The organism is Streptococcus agalactiae, from assembly GCF_949788565.1.
In the GTDB taxonomy this organism is placed as follows: domain Bacteria; phylum Bacillota; class Bacilli; order Lactobacillales; family Streptococcaceae; genus Streptococcus; species Streptococcus agalactiae.
In genome coordinates this window covers 1-26938 of record NZ_OX460931.1, presented here as the reverse complement: position 1 = coordinate 26938, position 26938 = coordinate 1, and the positions used below count along the sequence as shown (strand labels likewise).

The 26938-nt window shown below is 39.8% G+C and carries 14 protein-coding genes, 12 tRNA genes, 6 rRNA genes and 1 pseudogene; all 33 read right to left on the bottom strand.

Annotated features, from left to right (window positions below; translation table 11 throughout):
• Window position 1 precedes the first annotated feature (1 nt).
• Window positions 2-74, bottom strand: a tRNA-Val gene (locus QOR44_RS00165).
• 3 nt (window positions 75-77) lie between these two features.
• Window positions 78-193: ribosomal RNA gene (rrf, locus tag QOR44_RS00160) — 5S ribosomal RNA — on the bottom strand.
• Window positions 194-267: 74 nt separating this feature from the next.
• A 23S ribosomal RNA gene (locus QOR44_RS00155) occupies window positions 268-3170 on the bottom strand.
• A 154-nt stretch (window positions 3171-3324) separates the two neighbouring features.
• Window positions 3325-3397: transfer RNA gene (locus tag QOR44_RS00150), tRNA-Ala, on the bottom strand.
• A gap of 54 nt (window positions 3398-3451) precedes the next feature.
• Window positions 3452-5000: ribosomal RNA gene (locus QOR44_RS00145) — 16S ribosomal RNA — on the bottom strand.
• A gap of 145 nt (window positions 5001-5145) precedes the next feature.
• Window positions 5146-5219 (bottom strand) — tRNA-Pro (locus QOR44_RS00140).
• Window positions 5220-5226: 7 nt separating this feature from the next.
• Window positions 5227-5300 (bottom strand) — tRNA-Arg (locus tag QOR44_RS00135).
• 11 nt (window positions 5301-5311) lie between these two features.
• Window positions 5312-5396 (bottom strand) — tRNA-Leu (locus tag QOR44_RS00130).
• 8 nt (window positions 5397-5404) lie between these two features.
• Window positions 5405-5476: transfer RNA gene (locus QOR44_RS00125), tRNA-Gly, on the bottom strand.
• Window positions 5477-5509: 33 nt separating this feature from the next.
• A tRNA-Thr gene (locus QOR44_RS00120) sits at window positions 5510-5582 on the bottom strand.
• Window positions 5583-5592: 10 nt separating this feature from the next.
• Window positions 5593-5674: transfer RNA gene (locus QOR44_RS00115), tRNA-Leu, on the bottom strand.
• A gap of 9 nt (window positions 5675-5683) precedes the next feature.
• A tRNA-Lys gene (locus tag QOR44_RS00110) sits at window positions 5684-5756 on the bottom strand.
• 2 nt (window positions 5757-5758) lie between these two features.
• Window positions 5759-5831 (bottom strand) — tRNA-Asp (locus QOR44_RS00105).
• A 2-nt stretch (window positions 5832-5833) separates the two neighbouring features.
• Window positions 5834-5906, bottom strand: a tRNA-Val gene (locus QOR44_RS00100).
• Between the two features lie 3 nt (window positions 5907-5909).
• Window positions 5910-6025, bottom strand: a 5S ribosomal RNA gene (gene rrf, locus QOR44_RS00095).
• A gap of 74 nt (window positions 6026-6099) precedes the next feature.
• A 23S ribosomal RNA gene (locus QOR44_RS00090) occupies window positions 6100-9002 on the bottom strand.
• A gap of 154 nt (window positions 9003-9156) precedes the next feature.
• A tRNA-Ala gene (locus QOR44_RS00085) sits at window positions 9157-9229 on the bottom strand.
• A 54-nt stretch (window positions 9230-9283) separates the two neighbouring features.
• Window positions 9284-10832 (bottom strand): 16S ribosomal RNA (locus QOR44_RS00080).
• The 16S, 23S and 5S rRNA genes sit together here with 12 tRNA genes alongside, the layout of an rRNA operon.
• 490 nt (window positions 10833-11322) lie before the next feature.
• Window positions 11323-13299, bottom strand: a complete 1977-nt coding sequence (ftsH, locus tag QOR44_RS00075; protein ID WP_000794527.1) for an ATP-dependent zinc metalloprotease FtsH — start codon at window positions 13297-13299, stop codon at window positions 11323-11325.
• Between the two features lie 22 nt (window positions 13300-13321).
• Entirely contained in the window at window positions 13322-13864 is a 543-nt protein-coding gene (gene hpt / locus QOR44_RS00070; RefSeq protein ID WP_000892188.1) for a hypoxanthine phosphoribosyltransferase, read from the bottom strand.
• Between the two features lie 4 nt (window positions 13865-13868).
• Window positions 13869-15143 carry a tRNA lysidine(34) synthetase TilS gene (gene tilS / locus QOR44_RS00065; protein WP_000282855.1) on the bottom strand — a complete coding sequence of 425 codons (1275 nt, stop codon included), beginning with the start codon at window positions 15141-15143 and terminating at the stop codon, window positions 13869-13871.
• A gap of 1 nt (window position 15144) precedes the next feature.
• Entirely contained in the window at window positions 15145-16431 is a 1287-nt protein-coding gene (locus QOR44_RS00060) for a serine hydrolase (RefSeq protein WP_000757205.1), read from the bottom strand.
• Window positions 16431-16565 (bottom strand): SP_0009 family protein, encoded by a 135-nt coding sequence (locus QOR44_RS00055; protein WP_001061058.1) that lies wholly within the window; start codon window positions 16563-16565, stop codon window positions 16431-16433. The genes QOR44_RS00060 and QOR44_RS00055 overlap by 1 nt, the downstream gene beginning before the upstream one ends.
• Window positions 16566-16567: 2 nt before the next feature.
• Window positions 16568-16939 carry a septum formation initiator family protein gene (locus tag QOR44_RS00050; RefSeq protein ID WP_000042845.1) on the bottom strand — a complete coding sequence of 124 codons (372 nt, stop codon included), beginning with the start codon at window positions 16937-16939 and terminating at the stop codon, window positions 16568-16570.
• Entirely contained in the window at window positions 16926-17198 is a 273-nt protein-coding gene (locus QOR44_RS00045) for an RNA-binding S4 domain-containing protein (protein ID WP_001234967.1), read from the bottom strand. Before QOR44_RS00045 ends, QOR44_RS00050 begins: the two co-directional genes overlap by 14 nt.
• Window positions 17199-17488: 290 nt before the next feature.
• The gene (gene mfd, locus QOR44_RS00040) at window positions 17489-20986 is read right to left on the bottom strand and encodes a transcription-repair coupling factor (RefSeq protein ID WP_017647260.1); all 3498 of its coding nucleotides are present in this window, start codon (window positions 20984-20986) and stop codon (window positions 17489-17491) included.
• Window positions 20983-21558 (bottom strand): aminoacyl-tRNA hydrolase, encoded by a 576-nt coding sequence (pth, locus tag QOR44_RS00035; RefSeq protein WP_000240201.1) that lies wholly within the window; start codon window positions 21556-21558, stop codon window positions 20983-20985. Before pth ends, mfd begins: the two co-directional genes overlap by 4 nt.
• 83 nt (window positions 21559-21641) lie before the next feature.
• Window positions 21642-22757 (bottom strand): redox-regulated ATPase YchF, encoded by a 1116-nt coding sequence (gene ychF, locus QOR44_RS00030; RefSeq protein WP_001218689.1) that lies wholly within the window; start codon window positions 22755-22757, stop codon window positions 21642-21644.
• A gap of 159 nt (window positions 22758-22916) precedes the next feature.
• Window positions 22917-23021, bottom strand: a pseudogene (locus QOR44_RS10285) (DNA-binding protein); the annotation flags it as partial.
• A gap of 106 nt (window positions 23022-23127) precedes the next feature.
• On the bottom strand, window positions 23128-23325 hold the full coding sequence (locus QOR44_RS00020) for a DUF951 domain-containing protein (protein ID WP_000285199.1): 198 nt from the start codon (window positions 23323-23325) through the stop codon (window positions 23128-23130).
• Window positions 23326-23334: 9 nt separating this feature from the next.
• Window positions 23335-24228 (bottom strand): diacylglycerol/lipid kinase family protein, encoded by an 894-nt coding sequence (locus tag QOR44_RS00015; RefSeq protein WP_181432722.1) that lies wholly within the window; start codon window positions 24226-24228, stop codon window positions 23335-23337.
• Window positions 24229-24285: 57 nt separating this feature from the next.
• The gene (gene dnaN, locus QOR44_RS00010) at window positions 24286-25422 is read right to left on the bottom strand and encodes a DNA polymerase III subunit beta (protein ID WP_283572653.1); all 1137 of its coding nucleotides are present in this window, start codon (window positions 25420-25422) and stop codon (window positions 24286-24288) included.
• Between the two features lie 154 nt (window positions 25423-25576).
• Window positions 25577-26938, bottom strand: a 1362-nt coding sequence (gene dnaA / locus QOR44_RS00005; RefSeq protein ID WP_000138202.1) for a chromosomal replication initiator protein DnaA, incomplete at its 5' end; no start/stop codon positions are given.

The window sequence follows — 26938 nt, the reverse complement described above, 5'->3', positions numbered from 1 at the left end:
ATGGGAGTTAACGGGATCGAACCGCTGACCCTCTGCTTGTAAGGCAGATGCTCTCCCAGCTGAGCTAAACTCCCTTTGCTAAGCGACTACCTTATCTCACAGGGGGCAACCCCCAACTACTTCCGGCGTTCTAGGGCTTAACTTCTGTGTTCGGCATGAGAACAGGTGTATCTCCTAGGCAATTATCACTTAACTATTGAGTCTTATTCACTCAAAATTGAATATCTATAGTCTAACAAGAAACCGTAACGTTGTCAATATCTCTTTTTGGATAAGTCCTCGAGCTATTAGTATTAGTCCGCTAAATGTGTCACCACAATTACACTCCTAACCTATCTACCTGATCATCTCTCAGGGCTCTTACTGATATAAAATCATGGGAAATCTCATCTTGAGGTGGGCTTCGCACTTAGATGCTTTCAGCGCTTATCCCTTCCCTACATAGCTACCCAGCGATGCCTTTGGCAAGACAACTGGTACACCAGCGGTAAGTCCACTCTGGTCCTCTCGTACTAGGAGCAGATCCTCTCAAATTTCCTACGCCCGCGACGGATAGGGACCGAACTGTCTCACGACGTTCTGAACCCAGCTCGCGTGCCGCTTTAATGGGCGAACAGCCCAACCCTTGGGACCGACTACAGCCCCAGGATGCGACGAGCCGACATCGAGGTGCCAAACCTCCCCGTCGATGTGAACTCTTGGGGGAGATAAGCCTGTTATCCCCAGGGTAGCTTTTATCCGTTGAGCGATGGCCCTTCCATACGGAACCACCGGATCACTAAGCCCGACTTTCGTCCCTGCTCGAGTTGTAGCTCTCGCAGTCAAGCTCCCTTATACCTTTACACTCTACGACTGATTTCCAACCAGTCTGAGGGAACCTTTGGGCGCCTCCGTTACCTTTTAGGAGGCGACCGCCCCAGTCAAACTGCCCGTCAGACACTGTCTCCGATAGGGATTGCCTATCTGGGTTAGAGTAGCCATAACACAAGGGTAGTATCCCAACAACGCCTCAAACGAAACTGGCGTCCCGTTATCATAGGCTCCTACCTATCCTGTACATGTGGTACAGATACTCAATATCAAACTGCAGTAAAGCTCCATGGGGTCTTTCCGTCCTGTCGCGGGTAACCTGCATCTTCACAGGTACTAAAATTTCACCGAGTCTCTCGTTGAGACAGTGCCCAAATCATTACGCCTTTCGTGCGGGTCGGAACTTACCCGACAAGGAATTTCGCTACCTTAGGACCGTTATAGTTACGGCCGCCGTTTACTGGGGCTTCAATTCATACCTTCGCTTACGCTAAGCACTCCTCTTAACCTTCCAGCACCGGGCAGGCGTCACCCCCTATACATCATCTTACGATTTAGCAGAGAGCTGTGTTTTTGATAAACAGTTGCTTGGGCCTATTCACTGCGGCTGATCTAAAATCAGCGCCCCTTCTCCCGAAGTTACGGGGCCATTTTGCCGAGTTCCTTAACGAGAGTTCTCTCGCTCACCTGAGGCTACTCGCCTCGACTACCTGTGTCGGTTTGCGGTACGGGTAGAGTATATGTATCGCTAGAAGCTTTTCTTGGCAGTGTGACATCACTAACTTCGCTACTAAACTTCGCTCCTCGTCACAGCTCAATGTTAAAGATATAAGCATTTGACTCATATCACACCTCACTGTTTGACCAGACACTTCCAATCGTCTGGTTTAGTTAGCCTACTGCGTCCCTCCATCACTATATACTCTAGTACAGGAATATCAACCTGTTGTCCATCGGATACACCTTTCGGTCTCTCCTTAGGTCCCGACTAACCCAGGGCGGACGAGCCTTCCCCTGGAAACCTTAGTCTTACGGTGGACAGGATTCTCACCTGTCTTGCGCTACTCATACCGGCATTCTCACTTCTATGCGTTCCAGCGCTCCTCACGGTACACCTTCTTCACACATAGAACGCTCTCCTACCATGACACTTTTGTGTCATCCACAGCTTCGGTAATATGTTTTAGCCCCGGTACATTTTCGGCGCAGGGTCACTCGACTAGTGAGCTATTACGCACTCTTTGAATGAATAGCTGCTTCTAAGCTAACATCCTAGTTGTCTGTGCAACCCCACATCCTTTTCCACTTAACATATATTTTGGGACCTTAGCTGGTGGTCTGGGCTGTTTCCCTTTCGACTACGGATCTTAGCACTCGCAGTCTGACTGCCGATTATATCTCGTTGGCATTCGGAGTTTATCTGAGATTGGTAATCCGGGATGGACCCCTCACCCAAACAGTGCTCTACCTCCAAGAGACTTAACATCGACGCTAGCCCTAAAGCTATTTCGGAGAGAACCAGCTATCTCCAAGTTCGTTTGGAATTTCTCCGCTACCCACAAGTCATCCAAGCACTTTTCAACGTGCCCTGGTTCGGTCCTCCAGTGAGTTTTACCTCACCTTCAACCTGCTCATGGGTAGGTCACATGGTTTCGGGTCTACAACATGATACTATGACGCCCTATTAAGACTCGGTTTCCCTACGGCTCCGTCTCTTCAACTTAACCTCGCATCATATCGTAACTCGCCGGTTCATTCTACAAAAGGCACGCTCTCACCCATTAACGGGCTCGAACTTGTTGTAGGCACACGGTTTCAGGTTCTATTTCACTCCCCTCCCGGGGTGCTTTTCACCTTTCCCTCACGGTACTGGTTCACTATCGGTCACTAGAGAGTATTTAGGGTTGGGAGATGGTCCTCCCAGATTCCGACGAGATTTCGCGTGTCTCGCCGTACTCAGGATACTGCTAAGGTTAATCTATCATTTTAAATACGAGGCTGTTACTCTCTTTGGCTTACCTTCCCAGGTAATTCTTCTATAATGATTAATCCTATATCGCAGTCCTACAACCCCGAAGTGTAAACACTTCGGTTTGCCCTCCTGCCGTTTCGCTCGCCGCTACTAAGGCAATCGCTTTTGCTTTCTCTTCCTGCAGCTACTTAGATGTTTCAGTTCACTGCGTCTTCCTTCTCATATCCTTAACAGATATGGATACTAGTCATTAACTAGTGGGTTCCCCCATTCGGACATCTCTGGATCAGCGCTTACTTACAGCTCCCCAAAGCATTTCGTCGTTAGTCACGTCCTTCTTCGGCTTCTAGTGCCAAGGCATCCACCGTGCGCCCTTATTAACTTAACCTTATTAACCTAGTTTCTTTAAAACTAGAAAACTCATTAAATATTCACAGCGTTTTCGGTTTATTTTCTTGTTACTTTCTACAATCTATTTCTAGATCGTGGAATTTGATATAGATATTCAATTTTCAATGAACAATTTGAATCTTTCGATTCAATGGAGCCTAGCGGGATCGAACCGCTGACCTCCTGCGTGCAAAGCAGGCGCTCTCCCAGCTGAGCTAAGGCCCCACAAGACCTCTCAAAACTAAACAAGACACAAATGGCAGGTTTCCTTATCCTTAGAAAGGAGGTGATCCAGCCGCACCTTCCGATACGGCTACCTTGTTACGACTTCACCCCAATCATCTATCCCACCTTAGGCGGCTGGCTCCTAAAAGGTTACCTCACCGACTTCGGGTGTTACAAACTCTCGTGGTGTGACGGGCGGTGTGTACAAGGCCCGGGAACGTATTCACCGCGGCGTGCTGATCCGCGATTACTAGCGATTCCGACTTCATGTAGGCGAGTTGCAGCCTACAATCCGAACTGAGATTGGCTTTAAGAGATTAGCTTGCCGTCACCGGCTTGCGACTCGTTGTACCAACCATTGTAGCACGTGTGTAGCCCAGGTCATAAGGGGCATGATGATTTGACGTCATCCCCACCTTCCTCCGGTTTATTACCGGCAGTCTCGCTAGAGTGCCCAACTTAATGATGGCAACTAACAATAGGGGTTGCGCTCGTTGCGGGACTTAACCCAACATCTCACGACACGAGCTGACGACAACCATGCACCACCTGTCACTTCTGCTCCGAAGAGAAAGCCTATCTCTAGGCCGGTCAGAAGGATGTCAAGACCTGGTAAGGTTCTTCGCGTTGCTTCGAATTAAACCACATGCTCCACCGCTTGTGCGGGCCCCCGTCAATTCCTTTGAGTTTCAACCTTGCGGTCGTACTCCCCAGGCGGAGTGCTTAATGCGTTAGCTGCGGCACTAAGCCCCGGAAAGGGCCTAACACCTAGCACTCATCGTTTACGGCGTGGACTACCAGGGTATCTAATCCTGTTTGCTCCCCACGCTTTCGAGCCTCAGCGTCAGTTACAGACCAGAGAGCCGCTTTCGCCACCGGTGTTCCTCCATATATCTACGCATTTCACCGCTACACATGGAATTCCACTCTCCCCTTCTGCACTCAAGTCCTCCAGTTTCCAAAGCGTACAATGGTTAAGCCACTGCCTTTAACTTCAGACTTAAAGAACCGCCTGCGCTCGCTTTACGCCCAATAAATCCGGACAACGCTCGGGACCTACGTATTACCGCGGCTGCTGGCACGTAGTTAGCCGTCCCTTTCTGGTTAGTTACCGTCACTTGGTAGATTTTCCACTCCTACCAACGTTCTTCTCTAACAACAGAGCTTTACGATCCGAAAACCTTCTTCACTCACGCGGCGTTGCTCGGTCAGACTTCCGTCCATTGCCGAAGATTCCCTACTGCTGCCTCCCGTAGGAGTCTGGGCCGTGTCTCAGTCCCAGTGTGGCCGATCACCCTCTCAGGTCGGCTATGTATCGTCGCCTTGGTGAGCCTTTACCTCACCAACTAGCTAATACAACGCAGGTCCATCTCACAGTGAAGCAATTGCTCCTTTTAAATAACTAACATGTGTTAATTACTCTTATGCGGTATTAGCTATCGTTTCCAATAGTTATCCCCCGCTATGAGGCAGGTTACCTACGCGTTACTCACCCGTTCGCAACTCATCAGTCTAGTGTAAACACCAAACCTCAGCGTTCTACTTGCATGTATTAGGCACGCCGCCAGCGTTCGTCCTGAGCCAGGATCAAACTCTCATTAAAAGTTTGAGCTTTGCTCTTTTCTGTCTCGCTGACAGATTTATTGTTTTTTTGTCATTGACGGATTTACAATGTAAATCCACCCTGCACATTCGTTCGTCTTGTTCAGTTTTCAAAGGTCTAATGATATATCATAAAAATATATCCATCGGGAAGACAGGATTCGAACCTGCGACACCTTGGTCCCAAACCAAGTACTCTACCAAGCTGAGCTACTTCCCGAAAAATATGCACCCTAGAGGAGTCGAACCTCTAACCGCCTGATTCGTAGTCAGGTACTCTATCCAGTTGAGCTAAGGGTGCTAAATATTATATGCCGAGGACCGGAATCGAACCGGTACGATGTTTACCATCGCAGGATTTTAAGTCCTGTGCGTCTGCCAGTTCCGCCACCCCGGCCTCTAACAAGCGAACGACGGGGTTCGAACCCGCGACCCTCACCTTGGCAAGGTGATGTTCTACCACTGAACTACGTTCGCACTAAAGACACTATTTATCCTATAAAATTGTAATGCCGGCTACATGACTTGAACACGCGACCCTCTGATTACAAATCAGATGCTCTACCAACTGAGCTAAGCCGGCAATCTACTAATGCGGGTGAAGGGACTTGAACCCCCACGCCGTTAAGCGCCAGATCCTAAATCTGGTGCGTCTGCCAATTCCGCCACACCCGCATTTCTAAATGACCCGTACTGGGCTCGAACCAGTGACCCATTGATTAAAAGTCAATTGCTCTACCAACTGAGCTAACGAGTCTACGGTCCCGACGGGAATCGAACCCGCGATCTTCGCCGTGACAGGGCGACGTGATAACCGCTACACTACGGGACCTATGGGAGTTAACGGGATCGAACCGCTGACCCTCTGCTTGTAAGGCAGATGCTCTCCCAGCTGAGCTAAACTCCCTTTGCTAAGCGACTACCTTATCTCACAGGGGGCAACCCCCAACTACTTCCGGCGTTCTAGGGCTTAACTTCTGTGTTCGGCATGAGAACAGGTGTATCTCCTAGGCAATTATCACTTAACTATTGAGTCTTATTCACTCAAAATTGAATATCTATAGTCTAACAAGAAACCGTAACGTTGTCAATATCTCTTTTTGGATAAGTCCTCGAGCTATTAGTATTAGTCCGCTAAATGTGTCACCACAATTACACTCCTAACCTATCTACCTGATCATCTCTCAGGGCTCTTACTGATATAAAATCATGGGAAATCTCATCTTGAGGTGGGCTTCGCACTTAGATGCTTTCAGCGCTTATCCCTTCCCTACATAGCTACCCAGCGATGCCTTTGGCAAGACAACTGGTACACCAGCGGTAAGTCCACTCTGGTCCTCTCGTACTAGGAGCAGATCCTCTCAAATTTCCTACGCCCGCGACGGATAGGGACCGAACTGTCTCACGACGTTCTGAACCCAGCTCGCGTGCCGCTTTAATGGGCGAACAGCCCAACCCTTGGGACCGACTACAGCCCCAGGATGCGACGAGCCGACATCGAGGTGCCAAACCTCCCCGTCGATGTGAACTCTTGGGGGAGATAAGCCTGTTATCCCCAGGGTAGCTTTTATCCGTTGAGCGATGGCCCTTCCATACGGAACCACCGGATCACTAAGCCCGACTTTCGTCCCTGCTCGAGTTGTAGCTCTCGCAGTCAAGCTCCCTTATACCTTTACACTCTACGACTGATTTCCAACCAGTCTGAGGGAACCTTTGGGCGCCTCCGTTACCTTTTAGGAGGCGACCGCCCCAGTCAAACTGCCCGTCAGACACTGTCTCCGATAGGGATTGCCTATCTGGGTTAGAGTAGCCATAACACAAGGGTAGTATCCCAACAACGCCTCAAACGAAACTGGCGTCCCGTTATCATAGGCTCCTACCTATCCTGTACATGTGGTACAGATACTCAATATCAAACTGCAGTAAAGCTCCATGGGGTCTTTCCGTCCTGTCGCGGGTAACCTGCATCTTCACAGGTACTAAAATTTCACCGAGTCTCTCGTTGAGACAGTGCCCAAATCATTACGCCTTTCGTGCGGGTCGGAACTTACCCGACAAGGAATTTCGCTACCTTAGGACCGTTATAGTTACGGCCGCCGTTTACTGGGGCTTCAATTCATACCTTCGCTTACGCTAAGCACTCCTCTTAACCTTCCAGCACCGGGCAGGCGTCACCCCCTATACATCATCTTACGATTTAGCAGAGAGCTGTGTTTTTGATAAACAGTTGCTTGGGCCTATTCACTGCGGCTGATCTAAAATCAGCGCCCCTTCTCCCGAAGTTACGGGGCCATTTTGCCGAGTTCCTTAACGAGAGTTCTCTCGCTCACCTGAGGCTACTCGCCTCGACTACCTGTGTCGGTTTGCGGTACGGGTAGAGTATATGTATCGCTAGAAGCTTTTCTTGGCAGTGTGACATCACTAACTTCGCTACTAAACTTCGCTCCTCGTCACAGCTCAATGTTAAAGATATAAGCATTTGACTCATATCACACCTCACTGTTTGACCAGACACTTCCAATCGTCTGGTTTAGTTAGCCTACTGCGTCCCTCCATCACTATATACTCTAGTACAGGAATATCAACCTGTTGTCCATCGGATACACCTTTCGGTCTCTCCTTAGGTCCCGACTAACCCAGGGCGGACGAGCCTTCCCCTGGAAACCTTAGTCTTACGGTGGACAGGATTCTCACCTGTCTTGCGCTACTCATACCGGCATTCTCACTTCTATGCGTTCCAGCGCTCCTCACGGTACACCTTCTTCACACATAGAACGCTCTCCTACCATGACACTTTTGTGTCATCCACAGCTTCGGTAATATGTTTTAGCCCCGGTACATTTTCGGCGCAGGGTCACTCGACTAGTGAGCTATTACGCACTCTTTGAATGAATAGCTGCTTCTAAGCTAACATCCTAGTTGTCTGTGCAACCCCACATCCTTTTCCACTTAACATATATTTTGGGACCTTAGCTGGTGGTCTGGGCTGTTTCCCTTTCGACTACGGATCTTAGCACTCGCAGTCTGACTGCCGATTATATCTCGTTGGCATTCGGAGTTTATCTGAGATTGGTAATCCGGGATGGACCCCTCACCCAAACAGTGCTCTACCTCCAAGAGACTTAACATCGACGCTAGCCCTAAAGCTATTTCGGAGAGAACCAGCTATCTCCAAGTTCGTTTGGAATTTCTCCGCTACCCACAAGTCATCCAAGCACTTTTCAACGTGCCCTGGTTCGGTCCTCCAGTGAGTTTTACCTCACCTTCAACCTGCTCATGGGTAGGTCACATGGTTTCGGGTCTACAACATGATACTATGACGCCCTATTAAGACTCGGTTTCCCTACGGCTCCGTCTCTTCAACTTAACCTCGCATCATATCGTAACTCGCCGGTTCATTCTACAAAAGGCACGCTCTCACCCATTAACGGGCTCGAACTTGTTGTAGGCACACGGTTTCAGGTTCTATTTCACTCCCCTCCCGGGGTGCTTTTCACCTTTCCCTCACGGTACTGGTTCACTATCGGTCACTAGAGAGTATTTAGGGTTGGGAGATGGTCCTCCCAGATTCCGACGAGATTTCGCGTGTCTCGCCGTACTCAGGATACTGCTAAGGTTAATCTATCATTTTAAATACGAGGCTGTTACTCTCTTTGGCTTACCTTCCCAGGTAATTCTTCTATAATGATTAATCCTATATCGCAGTCCTACAACCCCGAAGTGTAAACACTTCGGTTTGCCCTCCTGCCGTTTCGCTCGCCGCTACTAAGGCAATCGCTTTTGCTTTCTCTTCCTGCAGCTACTTAGATGTTTCAGTTCACTGCGTCTTCCTTCTCATATCCTTAACAGATATGGATACTAGTCATTAACTAGTGGGTTCCCCCATTCGGACATCTCTGGATCAGCGCTTACTTACAGCTCCCCAAAGCATTTCGTCGTTAGTCACGTCCTTCTTCGGCTTCTAGTGCCAAGGCATCCACCGTGCGCCCTTATTAACTTAACCTTATTAACCTAGTTTCTTTAAAACTAGAAAACTCATTAAATATTCACAGCGTTTTCGGTTTATTTTCTTGTTACTTTCTACAATCTATTTCTAGATCGTGGAATTTGATATAGATATTCAATTTTCAATGAACAATTTGAATCTTTCGATTCAATGGAGCCTAGCGGGATCGAACCGCTGACCTCCTGCGTGCAAAGCAGGCGCTCTCCCAGCTGAGCTAAGGCCCCACAAGACCTCTCAAAACTAAACAAGACACAAATGGCAGGTTTCCTTATCCTTAGAAAGGAGGTGATCCAGCCGCACCTTCCGATACGGCTACCTTGTTACGACTTCACCCCAATCATCTATCCCACCTTAGGCGGCTGGCTCCTAAAAGGTTACCTCACCGACTTCGGGTGTTACAAACTCTCGTGGTGTGACGGGCGGTGTGTACAAGGCCCGGGAACGTATTCACCGCGGCGTGCTGATCCGCGATTACTAGCGATTCCGACTTCATGTAGGCGAGTTGCAGCCTACAATCCGAACTGAGATTGGCTTTAAGAGATTAGCTTGCCGTCACCGGCTTGCGACTCGTTGTACCAACCATTGTAGCACGTGTGTAGCCCAGGTCATAAGGGGCATGATGATTTGACGTCATCCCCACCTTCCTCCGGTTTATTACCGGCAGTCTCGCTAGAGTGCCCAACTTAATGATGGCAACTAACAATAGGGGTTGCGCTCGTTGCGGGACTTAACCCAACATCTCACGACACGAGCTGACGACAACCATGCACCACCTGTCACTTCTGCTCCGAAGAGAAAGCCTATCTCTAGGCCGGTCAGAAGGATGTCAAGACCTGGTAAGGTTCTTCGCGTTGCTTCGAATTAAACCACATGCTCCACCGCTTGTGCGGGCCCCCGTCAATTCCTTTGAGTTTCAACCTTGCGGTCGTACTCCCCAGGCGGAGTGCTTAATGCGTTAGCTGCGGCACTAAGCCCCGGAAAGGGCCTAACACCTAGCACTCATCGTTTACGGCGTGGACTACCAGGGTATCTAATCCTGTTTGCTCCCCACGCTTTCGAGCCTCAGCGTCAGTTACAGACCAGAGAGCCGCTTTCGCCACCGGTGTTCCTCCATATATCTACGCATTTCACCGCTACACATGGAATTCCACTCTCCCCTTCTGCACTCAAGTCCTCCAGTTTCCAAAGCGTACAATGGTTAAGCCACTGCCTTTAACTTCAGACTTAAAGAACCGCCTGCGCTCGCTTTACGCCCAATAAATCCGGACAACGCTCGGGACCTACGTATTACCGCGGCTGCTGGCACGTAGTTAGCCGTCCCTTTCTGGTTAGTTACCGTCACTTGGTAGATTTTCCACTCCTACCAACGTTCTTCTCTAACAACAGAGCTTTACGATCCGAAAACCTTCTTCACTCACGCGGCGTTGCTCGGTCAGACTTCCGTCCATTGCCGAAGATTCCCTACTGCTGCCTCCCGTAGGAGTCTGGGCCGTGTCTCAGTCCCAGTGTGGCCGATCACCCTCTCAGGTCGGCTATGTATCGTCGCCTTGGTGAGCCTTTACCTCACCAACTAGCTAATACAACGCAGGTCCATCTCACAGTGAAGCAATTGCTCCTTTTAAATAACTAACATGTGTTAATTACTCTTATGCGGTATTAGCTATCGTTTCCAATAGTTATCCCCCGCTATGAGGCAGGTTACCTACGCGTTACTCACCCGTTCGCAACTCATCAGTCTAGTGTAAACACCAAACCTCAGCGTTCTACTTGCATGTATTAGGCACGCCGCCAGCGTTCGTCCTGAGCCAGGATCAAACTCTCATTAAAAGTTTGAGCTTTGCTCTTTTCTGTCTCGCTGACAGATTTATTGTTTTTTTGTCATTGACGGATTTACAATGTAAATCCACCCTGCACATTCGTTCGTCTTGTTCAGTTTTCAAAGGTCTTTGCCTCTCTTGAGACAACTTCTATATTCTAGCAAACTTATTCTGCTTTGTCAACTACTTTTTTTAAGTTGTTAACTACGCGCTAATAGAAACTGCTCTCTTGAGACAACTTATTCATTATACTAAATATTTCTACTTCCTGTCAATACTATTTTTGTATTTTTTCTTTTATTTTTTAAAAGTTAATATTATTTATAGTAACTAACCTTCTATAGTTGATTAATGGATAGCATTTTTACCGTTGTCATGTTCATATTTCATCTTCTTGATTCACAAATTTAAACTTCATCTTCATAAAAACACCCCTCAAATTTTATCTAAATTTGAAGGGTGTTTGAAATTTATAAAGTTCTTTAAAAATATATGATGACTTATTTTTTATCTTCTTCTTGCATTTTTTCTTTTATTTCATCGTATGATAACGCTCTTGCTTTATCTTCATCATTTTCTGTCTCAGGCATTTTACCTGTCTCGAAAATTGACTTAATCTGAGCAGCATCAAGAGTCTCATATTTTAAGAGGGCTTCTGCAATTAATTTATGAGTATCGCGGTTTTCGTTGATAATATCAGCTGCCTTATTACGTGCTTCATTAAGAAGGTGACGAACTTCATCATCAATAAGTTGTGCAGTTTGAGCAGAATATGATTTTTCAGGTGACATTTGACCAGCCATCATTGCGTGGTTACCTTCGTATTGGACTGGGCCAAGTTTCTCACTCATACCATATTCAGTCACCATAGCGCGGGCCATGGCAGTGGCTTGTTCGAAGTCATTAGAGGCACCTGTTGTCTGAGCGTTGAAAATAATTTCTTCCGCTACACGTCCTCCCATAAGACCTGCTAATTGCTCTTTCATATCATCTTTTGAAAGAAGCATTTGATCTTCTTTAGGTAAAGCAATCATATATCCACCTGCACGACCACGTGGTACGATAGTAACTTTATGAACTACTCGCGCATTTGAAAGAATCAAACCGACAATTGTGTGCCCAGCTTCATGGTAAGCAACCATAGCTCTTTCTCTTTCAGAAATAGTACGATCTTTTTTAGAAGGACCGGCAATTACACGGTCTTCTGCTTCATCAATATCTGAAGCATCAATAACTTTTTTATTTCGTCGCGCAGCAACTAAAGCAGCTTCATTGAGAACATTCTCCAAATCAGCACCAACAAATCCTGGGGTTTGTTGAGCTACTACTTTTAAGTCAACATTATCTGCTAATGGTTTATTTTTAGCATGTACTCTCAGAATTGCTTCACGACCTTTTACATCAGGTTGTCCAACTAGAACTTTTCTATCAAAACGTCCTGGACGCAGTAATGCGGGATCTAACACATCACTACGGTTGGTAGCAGCGATAACGATAATACTTTCGTTTCCTTCAAAACCATCCATTTCAATTAAAAGTTGGTTGAGCGTTTGTTCACGTTCATCGTTTCCGCCACCCATACCAGCTCCACGTCGACGTCCAACAGCATCAATTTCATCAATGAAAATAATAGCACGTTCAGCTTTTTTAGCGTCTTCAAACAAAGAGCGTACTCGACTAGCTCCAACACCGACAAACATTTCAACAAAATCTGAACCGGAAATACTAAAGAATGGAACCCCTGCTTCACCGGCAACAGCTTTTGCTAATAGGGTTTTACCTGTCCCTGGAGGTCCTTCTAATAGAACCCCTGCTGGAATTCGGGCACCTAGAGATTTATATCGTTTAGGATCTTTAAGGAAGTCAACGACTTCTATTAATTCTTGCTTTTCTTCCTCTGCTCCAGCAACATCTGAAAATCGAACTTTAACCTCATCTTTACTAGATGATCTTGCTTTATTTTTACCAAAGCTCATGGCACCACGAGCGCCACCGCCACCGCCTTGGTTCATCATCATCATAAAGAAACCAATCATGATAACTAAAGGTAAAAAACTGGCAATATAAGAAATCCATGTCCCACTTGAACTTTCATGTTTGACCTGAATATTAGTGTTATTTTCTTCAGCAGCGCTAACAAGAGATTTTATTGAAGAGTCATTTGGTAGTATAACAGAATTAAATCCTGTAACTTTAGTAGCAACACTACCACCTAGAAAAGTAAAACTATTAGCTGATTTAATTGTTTTGGCTTTCTTATATGTCCCACTAACTTCAACAACACCACCACTTGGCTGGTATGAAATAGACTTAATTTCTCCAGCTTTTAATTGTTTAACAAGTTTTGTATAAGAAATTTGCTGGTTTTGAGAGCTAGTTCCTTTTAAATAGTATTGAAAGGTTGTAATAACCGCAATAATCAATAATATGTAAATAAAGGAATTTTTCAGAAAACCATTATTTTTATTATTTTTCATAGTTTAAGAGAGTACCTTTTTTCTATTTTGAGTAAATTTCTTCTTTTAACACACCGACATAAGGTAAGTTACGATAGTTTTCAGCATAGTCTAAACCGAATCCCACAATAAATTCATTTGGGATATCGTAACAAACGTAATCAGCATCAATATCTACCAATCGCCCTTCTGGCTTATCAAAAAGGGTTGCAACTTTGACAGAGTTAGCTTGGCGATACTTAAACATATCTCGAAGGTATTTTAATGTACGTCCAGTATCAATGATGTCTTCAATAAAGATTACATCTCTTCCTTCAATGTTAGTATCAACATCTTTTAAAATTTTAACTTCTCCACTACTAGTTGTACCACCGTGATAGCTTGAAACAACCATAAAATCAATTTCAACATGTGTATCAATATGCTTTAATAGTTCAGCCATAAAAGGCACTGACCCCTTTAATACACCTACTAATAATGGATTCTTACCTGCATAATCTGCAGTTAATTTAGCTCCTAATTCTTTCGTTTTCAGAATAATATCTTCTTCTGAATATAAAACTTTTTTTATATCATTTTCAAGCATGATGTCACCTTTTTTCTAAATTTTCAATATAAAGTTTGCCCTTCATTATATCATGTTCAGAAGGTTTTCTCAAATATGTTCTACCTGCAACAATCACAAATATCAACTCTTTATTTTGCTCCCCAATAACAGCTTCTTCTCTGTCTTTTAGAGTTATTTTCTCATCAATAAATAGACGGCGAATTTTTTTAGTGTGATTTCCTAAAAATATCCTATCCCCTTCTTTTCTTCTCCTTAAAATAATCGGAGAAGTATCATAAATAGGAATAGTAATGTCTGCTTGAGAAATGAATTTTCCATAGGAAAATAAATATTGTGAGAATATTTGTATATTATGCAATTCTAATCTTTTTTCAACCTTAAAACTATCCGTCTTAGGATGGATTTTTGTAATATGAAAACTCTCGTAATCCTTATGAAGAAAATAGCCCGATTTAATAGTATAGTCAATATTGGCTTTAGTTCTAATCAATTTTAATATTACTCTGAACTGTTCTTTACTCACTTGTAAATCTGGAAATTTGCTAATGTAATCTTGCAATAAAAATTCTTGGACAGAATGAGTTTGCCTTAAAAAATCATAGCAGTTTGTTACTTCGATGCTCCTTGTTAGGTCTGTTAAAGCCGTGAATAAACACTCTGTTTCCTCAGAGAGAGTTATGAGAGAATCTTTCAATTGATTATTTTCTCTTTCCAAAGCAGGAAAGTAGACGTTTCTTATTCGATTTCTTAAATAATCAGACGAAGCATTGCTAGCATCTTCAAAATGAAAAATATTTGGTAATAACTCCTTTTTATATGGAAGAAATGGTCTAATCAATTGACCGTTTGCAAAAGCACTCACTTGCTTAATCCCTGATAAATAGCGTAGCCTGCTTCCTCTTAAAATTCTCATAAATACAGTTTCAGCTTGATCATCAGCATGGTGAGCTGTTACTAAAGCCGTGTAACCTTCTTCACGCATAACTTTTGAAAAAAAATTGTAGCGATGGTTACGTGCTCTATCTTCTGAAAATATTCCTTGAAAATAAGAGATAAAGACAGGGACATCATGTATCTGTCCCCACTGTCTGATATATTCTTCTTCTTTTTCTGATTCTTTTCGCTGTCCATGATTTATGTGTGCAATACCAATACTAATTGATAACTCTTTTTGATACTGGTATAAAAATTGCAACAAATTTATTGAATCAATGCCACCAGAAACAGCAATTAGAACTTTCTGATGAGCGGTAAATAACCCTTTGGATAAGGTATCTTTCAAAATAGTGTTATACATATTATTTTAAAACCTGGTAAACGTCGTCAGCAATCTTAGTGATATCATCGTAAGATGATTTATCCGTAAAGATAATCATAATAAAAGGTTGTTCTGCATAAACAATAGCCGCATCATGTTTGTAGTCATAAGCATCTCCAATTTTATGTGCTACTTTAACTGGTATATTTTTAGGGATTCTTGTATTATCAAAATCAGTCTTTGATAGGTAATTAACAATATCTCCATTTTGATAATAAATTGCTTCCATCATTTTACCCGCAGCTTGTGGAGAAATCTGGCGTTTTTTCATATCCCAGTGCATACCAGAAATTGTGTCTACTTGTGTTTGAAACATTGAATCGTATTGATTATTGACATAATAACCTAGCATATTTGTTGCAACATTATCTGATTCCTTGGCAGTTGCTTCAAGTAACTCCTTAACGGTATATAATTTATGATCAGCTTTTTTCTCTAATTTCCCACTACCACTTGGATCATAGCTATTAGGAAATTGATTAACATTATCTTTGTATTCAAATTTGCTGTCCAATGACAGTTTTCCTAATTTTACTTGCTCTTGGCTAGCATAAAGTGTTGCTAATTTTGCAATACTTGCAGAGTACATTGACCTATCAATATTAATACCAGCTACTGTCTGTGTATTTAATTGTTTGATGTATATACCATATTTATCTTTATTATATTTTTCCAATAATACTTCTTGAACCTTAGCCATACGATTATCAGCAACCGATAGATCTTCTACTGATATCCAAAAACCACTGTCCGTTTTATAATAAATACCATGTTCTGTTTCTGCTTGTTCTACTAAATGCACTCTGGAATAAGGTTTTAAATTATTTTTAACTTCACTAACACCATTTGTGTAAGGTGCTTCATAAGTCACAAAAGAAGGTTTTAACCAATAATCCAATGAGACAGATTGCTGCTTAGAAACTAAATCATTAAAAATAGCTTCACGACTAGCCTTTATGAACTGTCCATTGGACAAAGTAAATACTGGAATTCCATTTGAATTAATTGTAAGAGAAACAATCGACAATAAAGTATTTGGAACTAAAGTCTCTCCTGTTATGGTTAAAGCTTCATCTTGAAAACTGCTTATTTCAATTTTTGTAGTTGGTCTCTCTGGAATAGCATCAAAATACATTTCCTTATCCACAACTGTCTGAGTTAAGGCGTATCGTCTATTTTGAGAAAGCGTTAATGGCTCCTCGGTACTTATAGCTGGGATTGATACAAAATATAAGCTACATAATAAGAAGGTTAAAACTTTCTTCATTACTTTTCTCTGCTCTCAATCTTTTCTTTTTCTACAATTGTTTGCCTAAGTTGATAATTCTTATCAGCTAACTCTTCTAGTTTGTCATCCGAGTAGGCTAGAAAATGTTCTATTGTTTCAATTAAATTATTCATAATTATTTTGGTAAAAGGTCTGGTAATGGGTAAATCATTTCGCCGGTCTTAGAGAAATAATACTTAGCTCGAGCATATTTTTGAACGTAATCTGGATTTTTTAGTTGTTTTGCTAGTAACTTCTGGTTCTCAGTTCTATTAGTTAATGTCTGATAGTCTTTCGTTAATTTTACAACTTCTTGACGACGTTCTTGTAAAGTTCTGTAACTCTTAACTAAATTATAAGTGGGTAAAATAAATAAAAGCATGACAAAAATAAGAACCCAACCCATTAAACGATTTTTTCGGCGTAACTCCTCAGCTTCGTAACGTTTTTTTAGATTCTCATCGTTAATATATTGATTATTTAACTGAACAACATTAGGCTTGCTCATCTGTTTCTATCCTTGTTTCATTAATAATTTCATACATCTTGATAGCATCTTCTTTCTTAGTGCTATCTTTCATTTCTAATACTTTAACGGTCAACAATTTATTACCAAAACGAATTTCAACTTGGTCATTAAGCTTTAGGTCAGTTGATGACTTTGCTAATACGCCATTCACCTTGACACGTCCTTTGTCTGCAACTTCTTTAGCAACGGGACGACGCTTAATGATACGCGACACTTTTAGATACTTGTCTAATCTCACTGATGATCACATCCTTCTATCTAAATTAACTCTACTATTTTAGCATTTTTTTTGAAAAATATCTGAACTGATAATATTTGTCAATATAATGTAACAAAAAGAGAGCTAATAGCTCTCTTAATTCTCTCAAATATCAAGTAAAAAACTTCTATTTTAATAACCTCTAAAAATATTTATGTCTTTCAAAAGTTGAGATGTTTGACGTGAAACATAATGTTGCTCGTACTATTCTTCTTGAACCAAACATTTTCTAAAAGAGTATCCAAATTTCCTTGCAACATTTCACTTAGTTATTCTTCTACTGGTTTACGTGACTTAATCTTGATAAAACATTCGGCAAATTTTAGAAGTTCTTCAATAATTTCATAATTTTTCTTATGTTTGATATTAAAAACAACTTCCATCTTACCATTTGTTTCGCTAATTCTAGCCTTAAGTTGAGTTTTTGATAGTGCTTCAAAATAATCTTGAGTTAAAAAATACTTCAAAGATGCTTTTTCAAATAGGATGCTTATTTCATTACCTTTTCTTTCTACTAATTCAGTAAAGGCAAGGTCCAGATAAGCTTTTAAAAGTCCTATTTCTAAAAGGTATGCAACTTGATCAGGATATTCTCCAAAACGATCTATTAACTCATCTTGTAAGGCTTCATAATCAGCCCTAGTTTCTAATTCACGAATACGCTTATATATTTCTATTTTTTGGCGCTCATCTGATATATATTCTGCTGGTAAATAGGCGTCAATTTGTAAGGCTAATTCAGCATTACCTTTTTGACGAATTAATGATTTCCCTTGTTTGGTGGCAATCGCTTGCTCTAGAAGCTGTGAATACATCTCGAATCCAACCGAATCAATAAAACCACTTTGTGAAGCTCCTAAAATATTTCCTGCACCACGTATAGATAAATCACGCATCGCTATTTTAAAACCAGATCCCAATTCTGTAAACCCTTTGATTGCATCTAGTCTTTTCTCAGAAATTTCTGTTAAAACTTTATCAGGTCTGTACATAAGGTAAGCATAAGCAATGCGATTACTTCTACCCACACGGCCTCTTAATTGATAAAGGGTTGACAAGCCCATATGATCTGCATTTTCAACAAAGAGGGTATTAACATTTGAAATATCGACTCCTGTCTCAATTATTGTCGTTGCAACTAAAACATCGTAATCTCCATTGATAAAGTCTATTAATGTATTTTCTAATTGAATTTCAGACATTTGACCATGAACAAAACCAATACTAGCTTCTGGTACTAACTCCTGAAGTTCTGAAACTTTCTGTTCAATAGTGTCAACTTTATTGTAAACATAAAAAACCTGTCCTCCTCTGTCTATCTCACGAATAATAGCTTCTCTAACTAAACCAGGATTTGTCTCCAAAACGTAAGTCTGCACAGGATAACGATTAGTTGGAGGTGTTTCAATGACTGATAAGTCTCTAATGCCAAGCATTGACATATGTAATGTTCTAGGTATTGGGGTCGCTGTCAAAGTTAAGACATCAACTTTTGTTTTTAATTCTTTTAACTTTTCTTTATGCTTTACACCAAATCGCTGTTCCTCATCAATAACTATTAACCCTAAATCCGAAAATACAACATCTTGAGAGAGAAGCCGATGTGTTCCAATAATAATATCAACTTGGCCCTTAGATAATCTTTTTAGTGTATCTGTTTGTTCTTTTTTGCTACGAAAACGACTAAGTACATCAACTGTAACAGGATAATTACTAAAACGTTCTTTAAAATTTTCAAAATGCTGCTGAGCTAGAACTGTTGTTGGGACTAAAACAGCAACTTGTTTATGGTCATTGACAGCTTTGAAAGCCGCACGCATAGCAACCTCTGTCTTACCAAAACCAACGTCTCCAACCAATAATCGATCCATCGGACGATTACCTTCCATATCCTGTTTAATTTCTTTTATCGACCGCAATTGATCCTCTGTCTCTACATATGCAAAATCATTATCAAAGTCATTTTGCATATTATCGTCAGGAGAAAATGCAAATCCTTGTAATTGACTACGCTCTGCATAAAGTTTCAACAAATCATCAGCAATATCTTCTACTTGCTTTGCAACTCTCTGTTTTGCTTTTTTGAAGCGACCATCATTTAACGTATTAATTTTAGGCTCTTTGCCATCTGCAGAGACATATTTTGTTAGAAGTTCAATTTGTTCTACGGGGATAGAGATACGATCAGCATTTTGATATTGAATAGTCAGATAATCACGATGAATACCTTGTATCTCAATTGTTTCAATACCTAAAAATTTTCCTACGCCATGAACATTATGAACAACATAATCGCCAACTGAAAGTTCATTATAATCTTTTAGACGTTCTGCATTACTAATATTACTGCGTCTAATTTTCCTTTTAACACGCCTATGATAAATCTCACGTTCAGTAATCAGAACAATTTTCTCATCTGCAAAATAAAAACCATTTGAAAGATGCCCAACAATAAGTTGTGACTCCTTTGGAACGATATCGTTTTTATCTGAAATGATTAAATCTAACCCATATTCTTTTAAGTTTTCTTGAAGGAGATTTAAACCTTTTTGAGAATCTACTTGCAACAGTACTGTCGCTCCAGATTTCTTATAACGATTGATTTCATCGACCAACAATGGAAATTGATTAAAAAATTCTTGCATTCCATATTGAGTAAAATGATGAAGTTTATCAAATTTCAGATTTCCTAATCCTTTGTGGAAATTTGAAAAGAAGGTTGCTGGTTGGTATTGTCTTAATTGCTTATAAGGATCTGAAAAATAGTTCAAACTAGAATGAGACTTGCCTTGTTGTAAATCTTCCGTCAGAAGGCTAGCTATTTCTAAATCTAACTTAGCATTTCGATCTACAATTTTTTGAAAATCATCAACAAAAAGTGGAGTTCCCTCAGGAATATAGTCTAATATTCCCCATTCTTTTTCATAAAAGATACTTAGAAAACGACGAATATCTGAGTGCTTAAAATGATTCTCAGTTGTAGATAAAACCTCGCTCAAATAGGCGCGTTGTACCTCACTAGCTGTTACTAGATAGCCCTCAAGTTTTTTCTTTGCACGCTCGAAATCTGCATCTTGTAAAATAATATCATCTGCTGGCGAAATCTGTACTGACTCTAATTGTTTAAGAGACTTTTGAGTGTCAATATCAAACTGCCTGATGCCATCTATTTCATCTCCGAAGAATTCCAAGCGATAAGGATATTCTTGTGTCATCTCAAAAATATCTAAAATATCTCCTCTTTGGCTAAATTCACCAGGACTAAATACTTGAGAAACTTTCTGATAGCCTAAATTGACTAGGTTCTTACTCAATTTATCTAAATAACATTCTTGACCGATTTCAAACTTATATTGACTTTTCGAGAAAACTTCCGGATTTGGTAATAGTAACCTTAAACCACTGATACTAGTAATCAAAACACCGTTTTTTTCTGGATCTTTTAGAAACCTCAGGGCACTGAGTCGTGAAATTGATTTATCTAATGAAGAGAAAATAAACTCTGCTGCAGGAACGTCATCAGCAAAAAATTGATAAACATTATCTTCTCCAATTAAACTTGATATATCACTTGATAATTTATCAGAATCATTTTGAGTGGCAGTGACTACCATAATTTTTTTAGATAACTTCTCGTAGGCTGATGCTATGGCAATAGCTTTACTTGCTCCTGAAAACCCCATAACTAATTGGCGACTATTAGTTACTAATCCAGAGTGCCATGTCCGCACCACTTTATTTTGGCTAAATAATTCTATAATATTCATTTTAAACCGTTGTATTTCTGCATTGTTTTTTGAAAATCATTCGTCTGTAAATAATAATTGACAGCATTGTCAACCTTATCAAGGGTATTTAATATCATAATTTCATCATTTTTATCAAACTTCCCTAGAACATGATTAATAACTGTCATACGTCCATTCGGACGTCCTATACCTACTTTAATACGATCAAATTCTTGAGTACCTAAATGAGCAATAATAGACTTGATACCATTATGTCCCCCAGCAGATCCTTTTTGACGAAAACGTATTTTACCGACTTCCATGTCTAAATCATCATATATGATAATCATATCCTTAATAGAAATGTTGTAGTAAGTAAGCAGGGCTTTTACCGCAATACCACTGTTATTCATAAAAGTAGTTGGTTTGATAAAATAAATTTTTTCACCGTTGATAAAATCACTACCTATCTCTGCTTTAAAATTTTTATCTTCTGTAAAGTTGACGTCAAGGTTTTTTACAATTCTGTCAACAGCCATAAATCCAATATTATGTTTTGTATCATTATATTTACTTCCTGGATTTCCTAATCCAACAATCATTTTTACCATTATCTTCTCCATTAAAACGCAAAAATGGTTAAGGATAATAACAATATCCTTAACCTAAAAGTTAACAAATTGATTATTTACTACTAGACATTGAAACGGAATTCCATGATATCGCCATCTTGAACAATATACTCTTTTCCTTCTTCACGTAACCGGCCAGCTTCTTTTACTGCTTTTTCAGATCCATATTGAATAAGGTCATCATATGACATCGTTACTGCACGAATAAAACCTCTTTCAAAATCTGAATGGATAATACCAGCAGCTTGTGGAGCTTTTATACCACGCTTAAACGTCCAAGCGCGAACCTCTTTTTCACCAGCAGTAAAGTAAGTTCCAAGGCCTAAAAGATGATAGGCAGCTCGTGTTAATTTATCAACACCAGATTCTGTTAATCCAATAGCTTCTAAAAATTCTAACTTATCTTCATCATCAAGTTCAGATATTTCTTCTTCAGCTCGAGCAGAAATCACAACTACTTCTGCACTCTCTGTTTCTGCAAATGCACGAATTTGATTAACATAGTCGATATCATCAGGATCAGCTACTTTGTCCTCATCAACATTAGCAACATATAAAACAGGTTTAGTTGTTAATAAAAAGAGACCTTTAACAACTTTTGCTTCCTCTTCTGTAAACTCAATGGTACGAGCTGATTTCCCATCTTCCAAAACAGGTTTAATCTTTTGTAAAACATTGAACTCTGCTACTGATTCTTTATCTTTTTGAGTTCGTGCCATTTTTTCAACACGCGCATAACGTTTATTGATTGACTCTAAATCAGCTAAGATTAATTCAAGATTAATAGTATCAATATCTGCTATAGGATCAACGAAGGCATCCTCACGACCTTGTTCACGCATAACATTTTCATCATCAAAAGCACGTACCACATGAACAATAGCATCCACTTCACGAATATTAGCTAAAAATTTATTTCCTAGACCTTCCCCCTTCGAAGCACCTTTAACAATACCTGCAATATCAGTAAATTCAAAGGTTGTCGGAACTGTTTTTTTAGGCGTAATCAATTCTGTCAATTTTTGCAGACGCTCATCTGGTACCTCTACCATACCAACATTGGGATCAATAGTCGCAAAAGGATAATTAGCAGCTTCTGCTCCTGCTTTTGTAATTGCGTTAAATAAAGTTGATTTACCAACATTTGGTAAGCCTACAATACCTGCTGTTAAAGCCATTTAGTGAGTCTCCATTCAAATTTCAATCAAGACTATTATATCAAAAAATAGAAGAAAAAGCGGTATGATGGTAAGAAAATTTCAGATTTGCTTATCATTATGCCACTCTTTCACCCTCATTTAAATTATCCACTCCGAAACAAAGGGAAGACCTAGAGCTTATAAGAAAGTTAATATAGCTAAGATAATTAGTAGAGATCGAATAATATTTCGAAAAATAAACAACTGTTCTGCAACTTTCGTCATTGTCAATGGCCACCTTTCTTCTTTCGATAACATTAGAATAGCTAATTTTCCAACAGCATACTAGCAATTATTTAGGAAAGTATTGGTTGCAAATATAGCTATAATTATTGGTTTAAAAGGACTTTCATGGTTGCAGTACTTTTTTCAATTTTCGCTCAAAATCATAACGACTCATCATAATCACATGCTGACAGTTAGTACACTGAATTTTAATATCAGCTCCTACTCTCAGTACCTTCCATTGATTAGCCTTTTTACCAGTTTCTTTAATTACACAAGCATGAGGTTTTTTCATTTCAACAAGTGATCCAACTTGATACATCTTTTCTCCTTACATATATAAATACCTTTTTTGACATTTTAAACTAATCTGATCTAACTCAACTATTTCGCCATCTATTTCAATCAAACTATCTTTAGGAAAATATACGGTCATAGCTTTGAAAGTCTGGTGTTTTATACTTTTAGAGGTAGTATGCTTTTTAAAAACCAAAGATAATAAAATACTTAATCGTTTTAGAAAAGTATGCCCTTTAGCGTAAACCATATCTAACTCTGCAGTTAAAGCACTTGCTTTAGGCCAAATAGTAATGCCACCTCCAAAATAAGTGTTATTTGCTAATGCGAAAAAATAAAGGTCATTTAGTTTTATCTGCTGTCCTGTCTCTCCTTCCACTAATACTTGTACTTTAGAAGAATGTAATAATGATTTGATAGCTATAACAATGTAAGTTATTTTTCCTAGACGATATCTATTCAAAATATTTTTTATTTTAGAGTTAGATGCTTTCCAAACGACATAGGCTGCAAAACCTAAATCTAAACTATTCAAAATCAACCCTTTATCATAAATAAAGCAATTAATTTCCTTTAATCTTTCTGTCTGAATAGCGGTAAGGGTTTCTTTGAGGTTAGGAATTTTCAAAGCTCTGGCAAAATCATTTCCCGAACCAACAGGATAATAAGCGCACGGAATATGTTGGGAGAGATAAGTCATTACTTTTGATAAGGTACCATCTCCTCCTATAATCATTAGATGATCACTTTCTTTAAAAGACCTTAGTATATTAATGACTTGTTTTTTTTCATCATCTTTCTGTTCTGTATAGAACACAGAAATATCTTCAGTATGATAAAGCTCCTGAATTTGACCAACAATAGTGGAGGCATTTTTATTACCAGCATGGGGGTTAGCTATTATATATAGAGTCATATTACTCATCATTATAGCATATCTTAGAATAAGAAAACTACCCAAGTTATTCTTGGGTAGTTTTCTTATTTAGTTAGTACGAACAGGAGTTATTAATTGTATGAAATCTTCAGTATCTTCACCAGGTGTCAAAGTAAATGGACGTACTGGAGAAATAAATCGAATCGTAACTGTTTCGCTTTTTACTGCTTTTAAAGATTCAATTAGGTAAGTTGGATTAAAACTAATATTTAAACTATCACCTTTAAGGCTAACAGTATCCAATTCCTCATTAACTTTACCAACTTCTGGAGAGTTTACATGAGCTGAGACTGTTTCATTTTGAATTTCTAAACGAACAGTACCGTTCTGAGTTGCATTCGAAATTAAATAAGCACGTTCCATAGCATGGCGTAAAGCATTTGTATTAAAGATAATTTCGGTTTCAAACTGATTAGTTAGGAGGCGATCAGTATCAGGGTAGTTTCCTTCAAGCAAACATGTATAGAAGCTGATATTTTCACTTCTAAATAACATTTGACTATCTGAGAAGAAAACCTCTACAGTTTCAATATCATCTGTAAAAACAGCCGAAAATTCTCGAAGGGATTTACTTGGAACAACCAAATCAAAATTATTAGCCGATTTCTCTAATTGGAAAGTGCGTTGACTCATACGGTGTGAATCTGTCGCAACAGCCTTAAAGTATTTATTTTGACTGATAACCAAATGAACACCTGTTAAGATTGGACGGCTTTCTTGTTGGCTAGCAGCAAAAGCAGTTTCATTAATAATTGATTTTAACAGTTTAGTTTCTAATGTTAATGGAGTATCTGTTGTCATTTCCTGCAGACGAGGGTATTGATCGACATCCTTACCTTTCAAAGTAATCTCTGATTTTCCACTAGTAAGAACAATTTGATGTTGTTCAATCTCTGTAAATTCTAAAGTTACATCTGGCAAACTTGAAATAATATTAATAAAGAAACCAGCTTCTAACAAAATAGAGCCTGGATTCGTTACTAGTAAACCTGCATTTTCATTTGAAGCAGGAATAGTATTTTCAATTGAAATTTGTCCATTTGACCCCGTTAAAATGATAGCATCTCTAGTCACTTCTATTTTAACAGTTGAAAGGATTGGAATCGCATTTTTATGACTAATAGCTCGTTTGGTTACTGTTAGAGCATGCAAGAAGAAATTTTTATTTATTGAAAAATGAATCATAGTATATCCTTTATATATTAGTATAAATTTAGTAGTAATAGTAGGTCCTGTTAAAGTTGTGAATAAGTATTATAACTTTAGTATTCATAAGGAAAATAACTTGTTCACAACCTGTGGAAAAGTCTCGTGTTTTTCTGATACTTATCCACAAAGCCTACCTGATTTTATTTTTGATAGTTTCTATCTCAATTCGTAAGTTGTCATCTTGAGCAACCATATTTTTTATTTTATTATAAGCGTGGAGAACAGTTGAGTGATCTCGTCCCCCAAATTCTTTACCTATTTTGGGGAGACTGTTATCTGTCATCTCACGAGCTAAGTACATGGCTACCTGCCTTGCAAGGACAATATCTTGTGTTCTTTTAGTTGCTTTTATCTCTTTTACAGTTACGCCATAGAATTTACCAACTTGTATTTGAATTTCTTCTATAGGAATAACAGTAACAATAGGACCGTCATTTTTACGTGCTCTGATAGCTTCTGCAGCTATATCTACTGTAATAGTTTTAGCATGCTTAAAGTCAGCAACTAGACTAATATTTTTCAAGGCTCCTTCTAATTCACGTACGTTGGAATCGAATTCTCCTGCTAAGTATTCAATGGTATCTTGAGGAAAATCATAAGGATATTCTTGAATTTTATTGGTTAAAATAGCAACTCGTGTTTCAAAATCAGGTGGTGTGATATTTACTGGGAGTCCCCAACTAAAGCGCGTGACTAGACGTTCTTCTAGATCATTTAATTGATTTGGATTTCGGTCACTGGTCAATACGATTTGTTTATCGTTTGTATGTAAAGCATTGAAAGTATTGAAGAACTCCTCTTGGGTTCCCCCTAAGGTTTTCTTAGCAAGCGACTGAATATCATCAATCAGGAGTAAGTCCAAGTTGCGAAACTTTTCTTTTAATTCTTCCATCGAATCTAAACGAATATGACTGACAAATTCATTAATAAAATTCTCAGCAGTGATGTATAAAACCCTCGCGTTTGGATTATCTCTTAAAACTTGATTTCCAATAGCATTTAGTAGATGCGTCTTTCCTAGACCAGGTCCCCCCCAGATAAATAGAGGATTATAAGTCGTGCCAGGACTATCAGCTACAGCAATTGATGCTGAAACAGCCCATCTATTTTCATCTCCTTGAACAAAATTAGCAAAAGTATATTTCTCTTTAAGATTAGAGTCGATTTTTCTAATTGGTAAAGTATTTACTTCATTGCTAGATTGCTGATAGTTAGAAAAACTAGTTTCTTGTAAATGTAAATCGTTTGAGACATAGTTAGCTGTAATTTCAGCATTGAAAATTTCAAAACCAGCTGTTAGGATAACAGGCCCCAAATTTTGTTCCCAGAATAGCTTTTTCATTTCAATGTTATCTAAAGTAATAACTGCAGTTTGATGTTCAATTTTGAGGAGTCTAGCCTCTAGAACAAAAAATTCATAAGCTGCTGGTGCTATTTGAGAACGAGATAGCTCTAGTACTCTATTCCAAAATAGTTGTTCGTTTTCCGTCAT

Excerpts from the sequence above, each read along its gene's own strand:
- ftsH (WP_000794527.1), bottom strand. The coding sequence starts at position 13,299 with ATGAAAAATAATAAAAATAATGGTTTTCTGAAAAATTCCTTTATTTAC.
- hpt (WP_000892188.1), bottom strand. The coding sequence starts at position 13,864 with ATGCTTGAAAATGATATAAAAAAAGTTTTATATTCAGAAGAAGATATT.
- tilS (WP_000282855.1), bottom strand. The coding sequence starts at position 15,143 with ATGTATAACACTATTTTGAAAGATACCTTATCCAAAGGGTTATTTACC.
- QOR44_RS00060 (WP_000757205.1), bottom strand. The coding sequence starts at position 16,431 with ATGAAGAAAGTTTTAACCTTCTTATTATGTAGCTTATATTTTGTATCA.
- QOR44_RS00055 (WP_001061058.1), bottom strand. The coding sequence starts at position 16,565 with ATGAATAATTTAATTGAAACAATAGAACATTTTCTAGCCTACTCGGAT.
- QOR44_RS00050 (WP_000042845.1), bottom strand. The coding sequence starts at position 16,939 with ATGAGCAAGCCTAATGTTGTTCAGTTAAATAATCAATATATTAACGAT.
- mfd (WP_017647260.1), bottom strand. The coding sequence starts at position 20,986 with ATGAATATTATAGAATTATTTAGCCAAAATAAAGTGGTGCGGACATGG.
- pth (WP_000240201.1), bottom strand. The coding sequence starts at position 21,558 with ATGGTAAAAATGATTGTTGGATTAGGAAATCCAGGAAGTAAATATAAT.
- ychF (WP_001218689.1), bottom strand. The coding sequence starts at position 22,757 with ATGGCTTTAACAGCAGGTATTGTAGGCTTACCAAATGTTGGTAAATCA.
- QOR44_RS00020 (WP_000285199.1), bottom strand. The coding sequence starts at position 23,325 with ATGTATCAAGTTGGATCACTTGTTGAAATGAAAAAACCTCATGCTTGT.
- QOR44_RS00015 (WP_181432722.1), bottom strand. The coding sequence starts at position 24,228 with ATGATGAGTAATATGACTCTATATATAATAGCTAACCCCCATGCTGGT.
- dnaN (WP_283572653.1), bottom strand. The coding sequence starts at position 25,422 with ATGATTCATTTTTCAATAAATAAAAATTTCTTCTTGCATGCTCTAACA.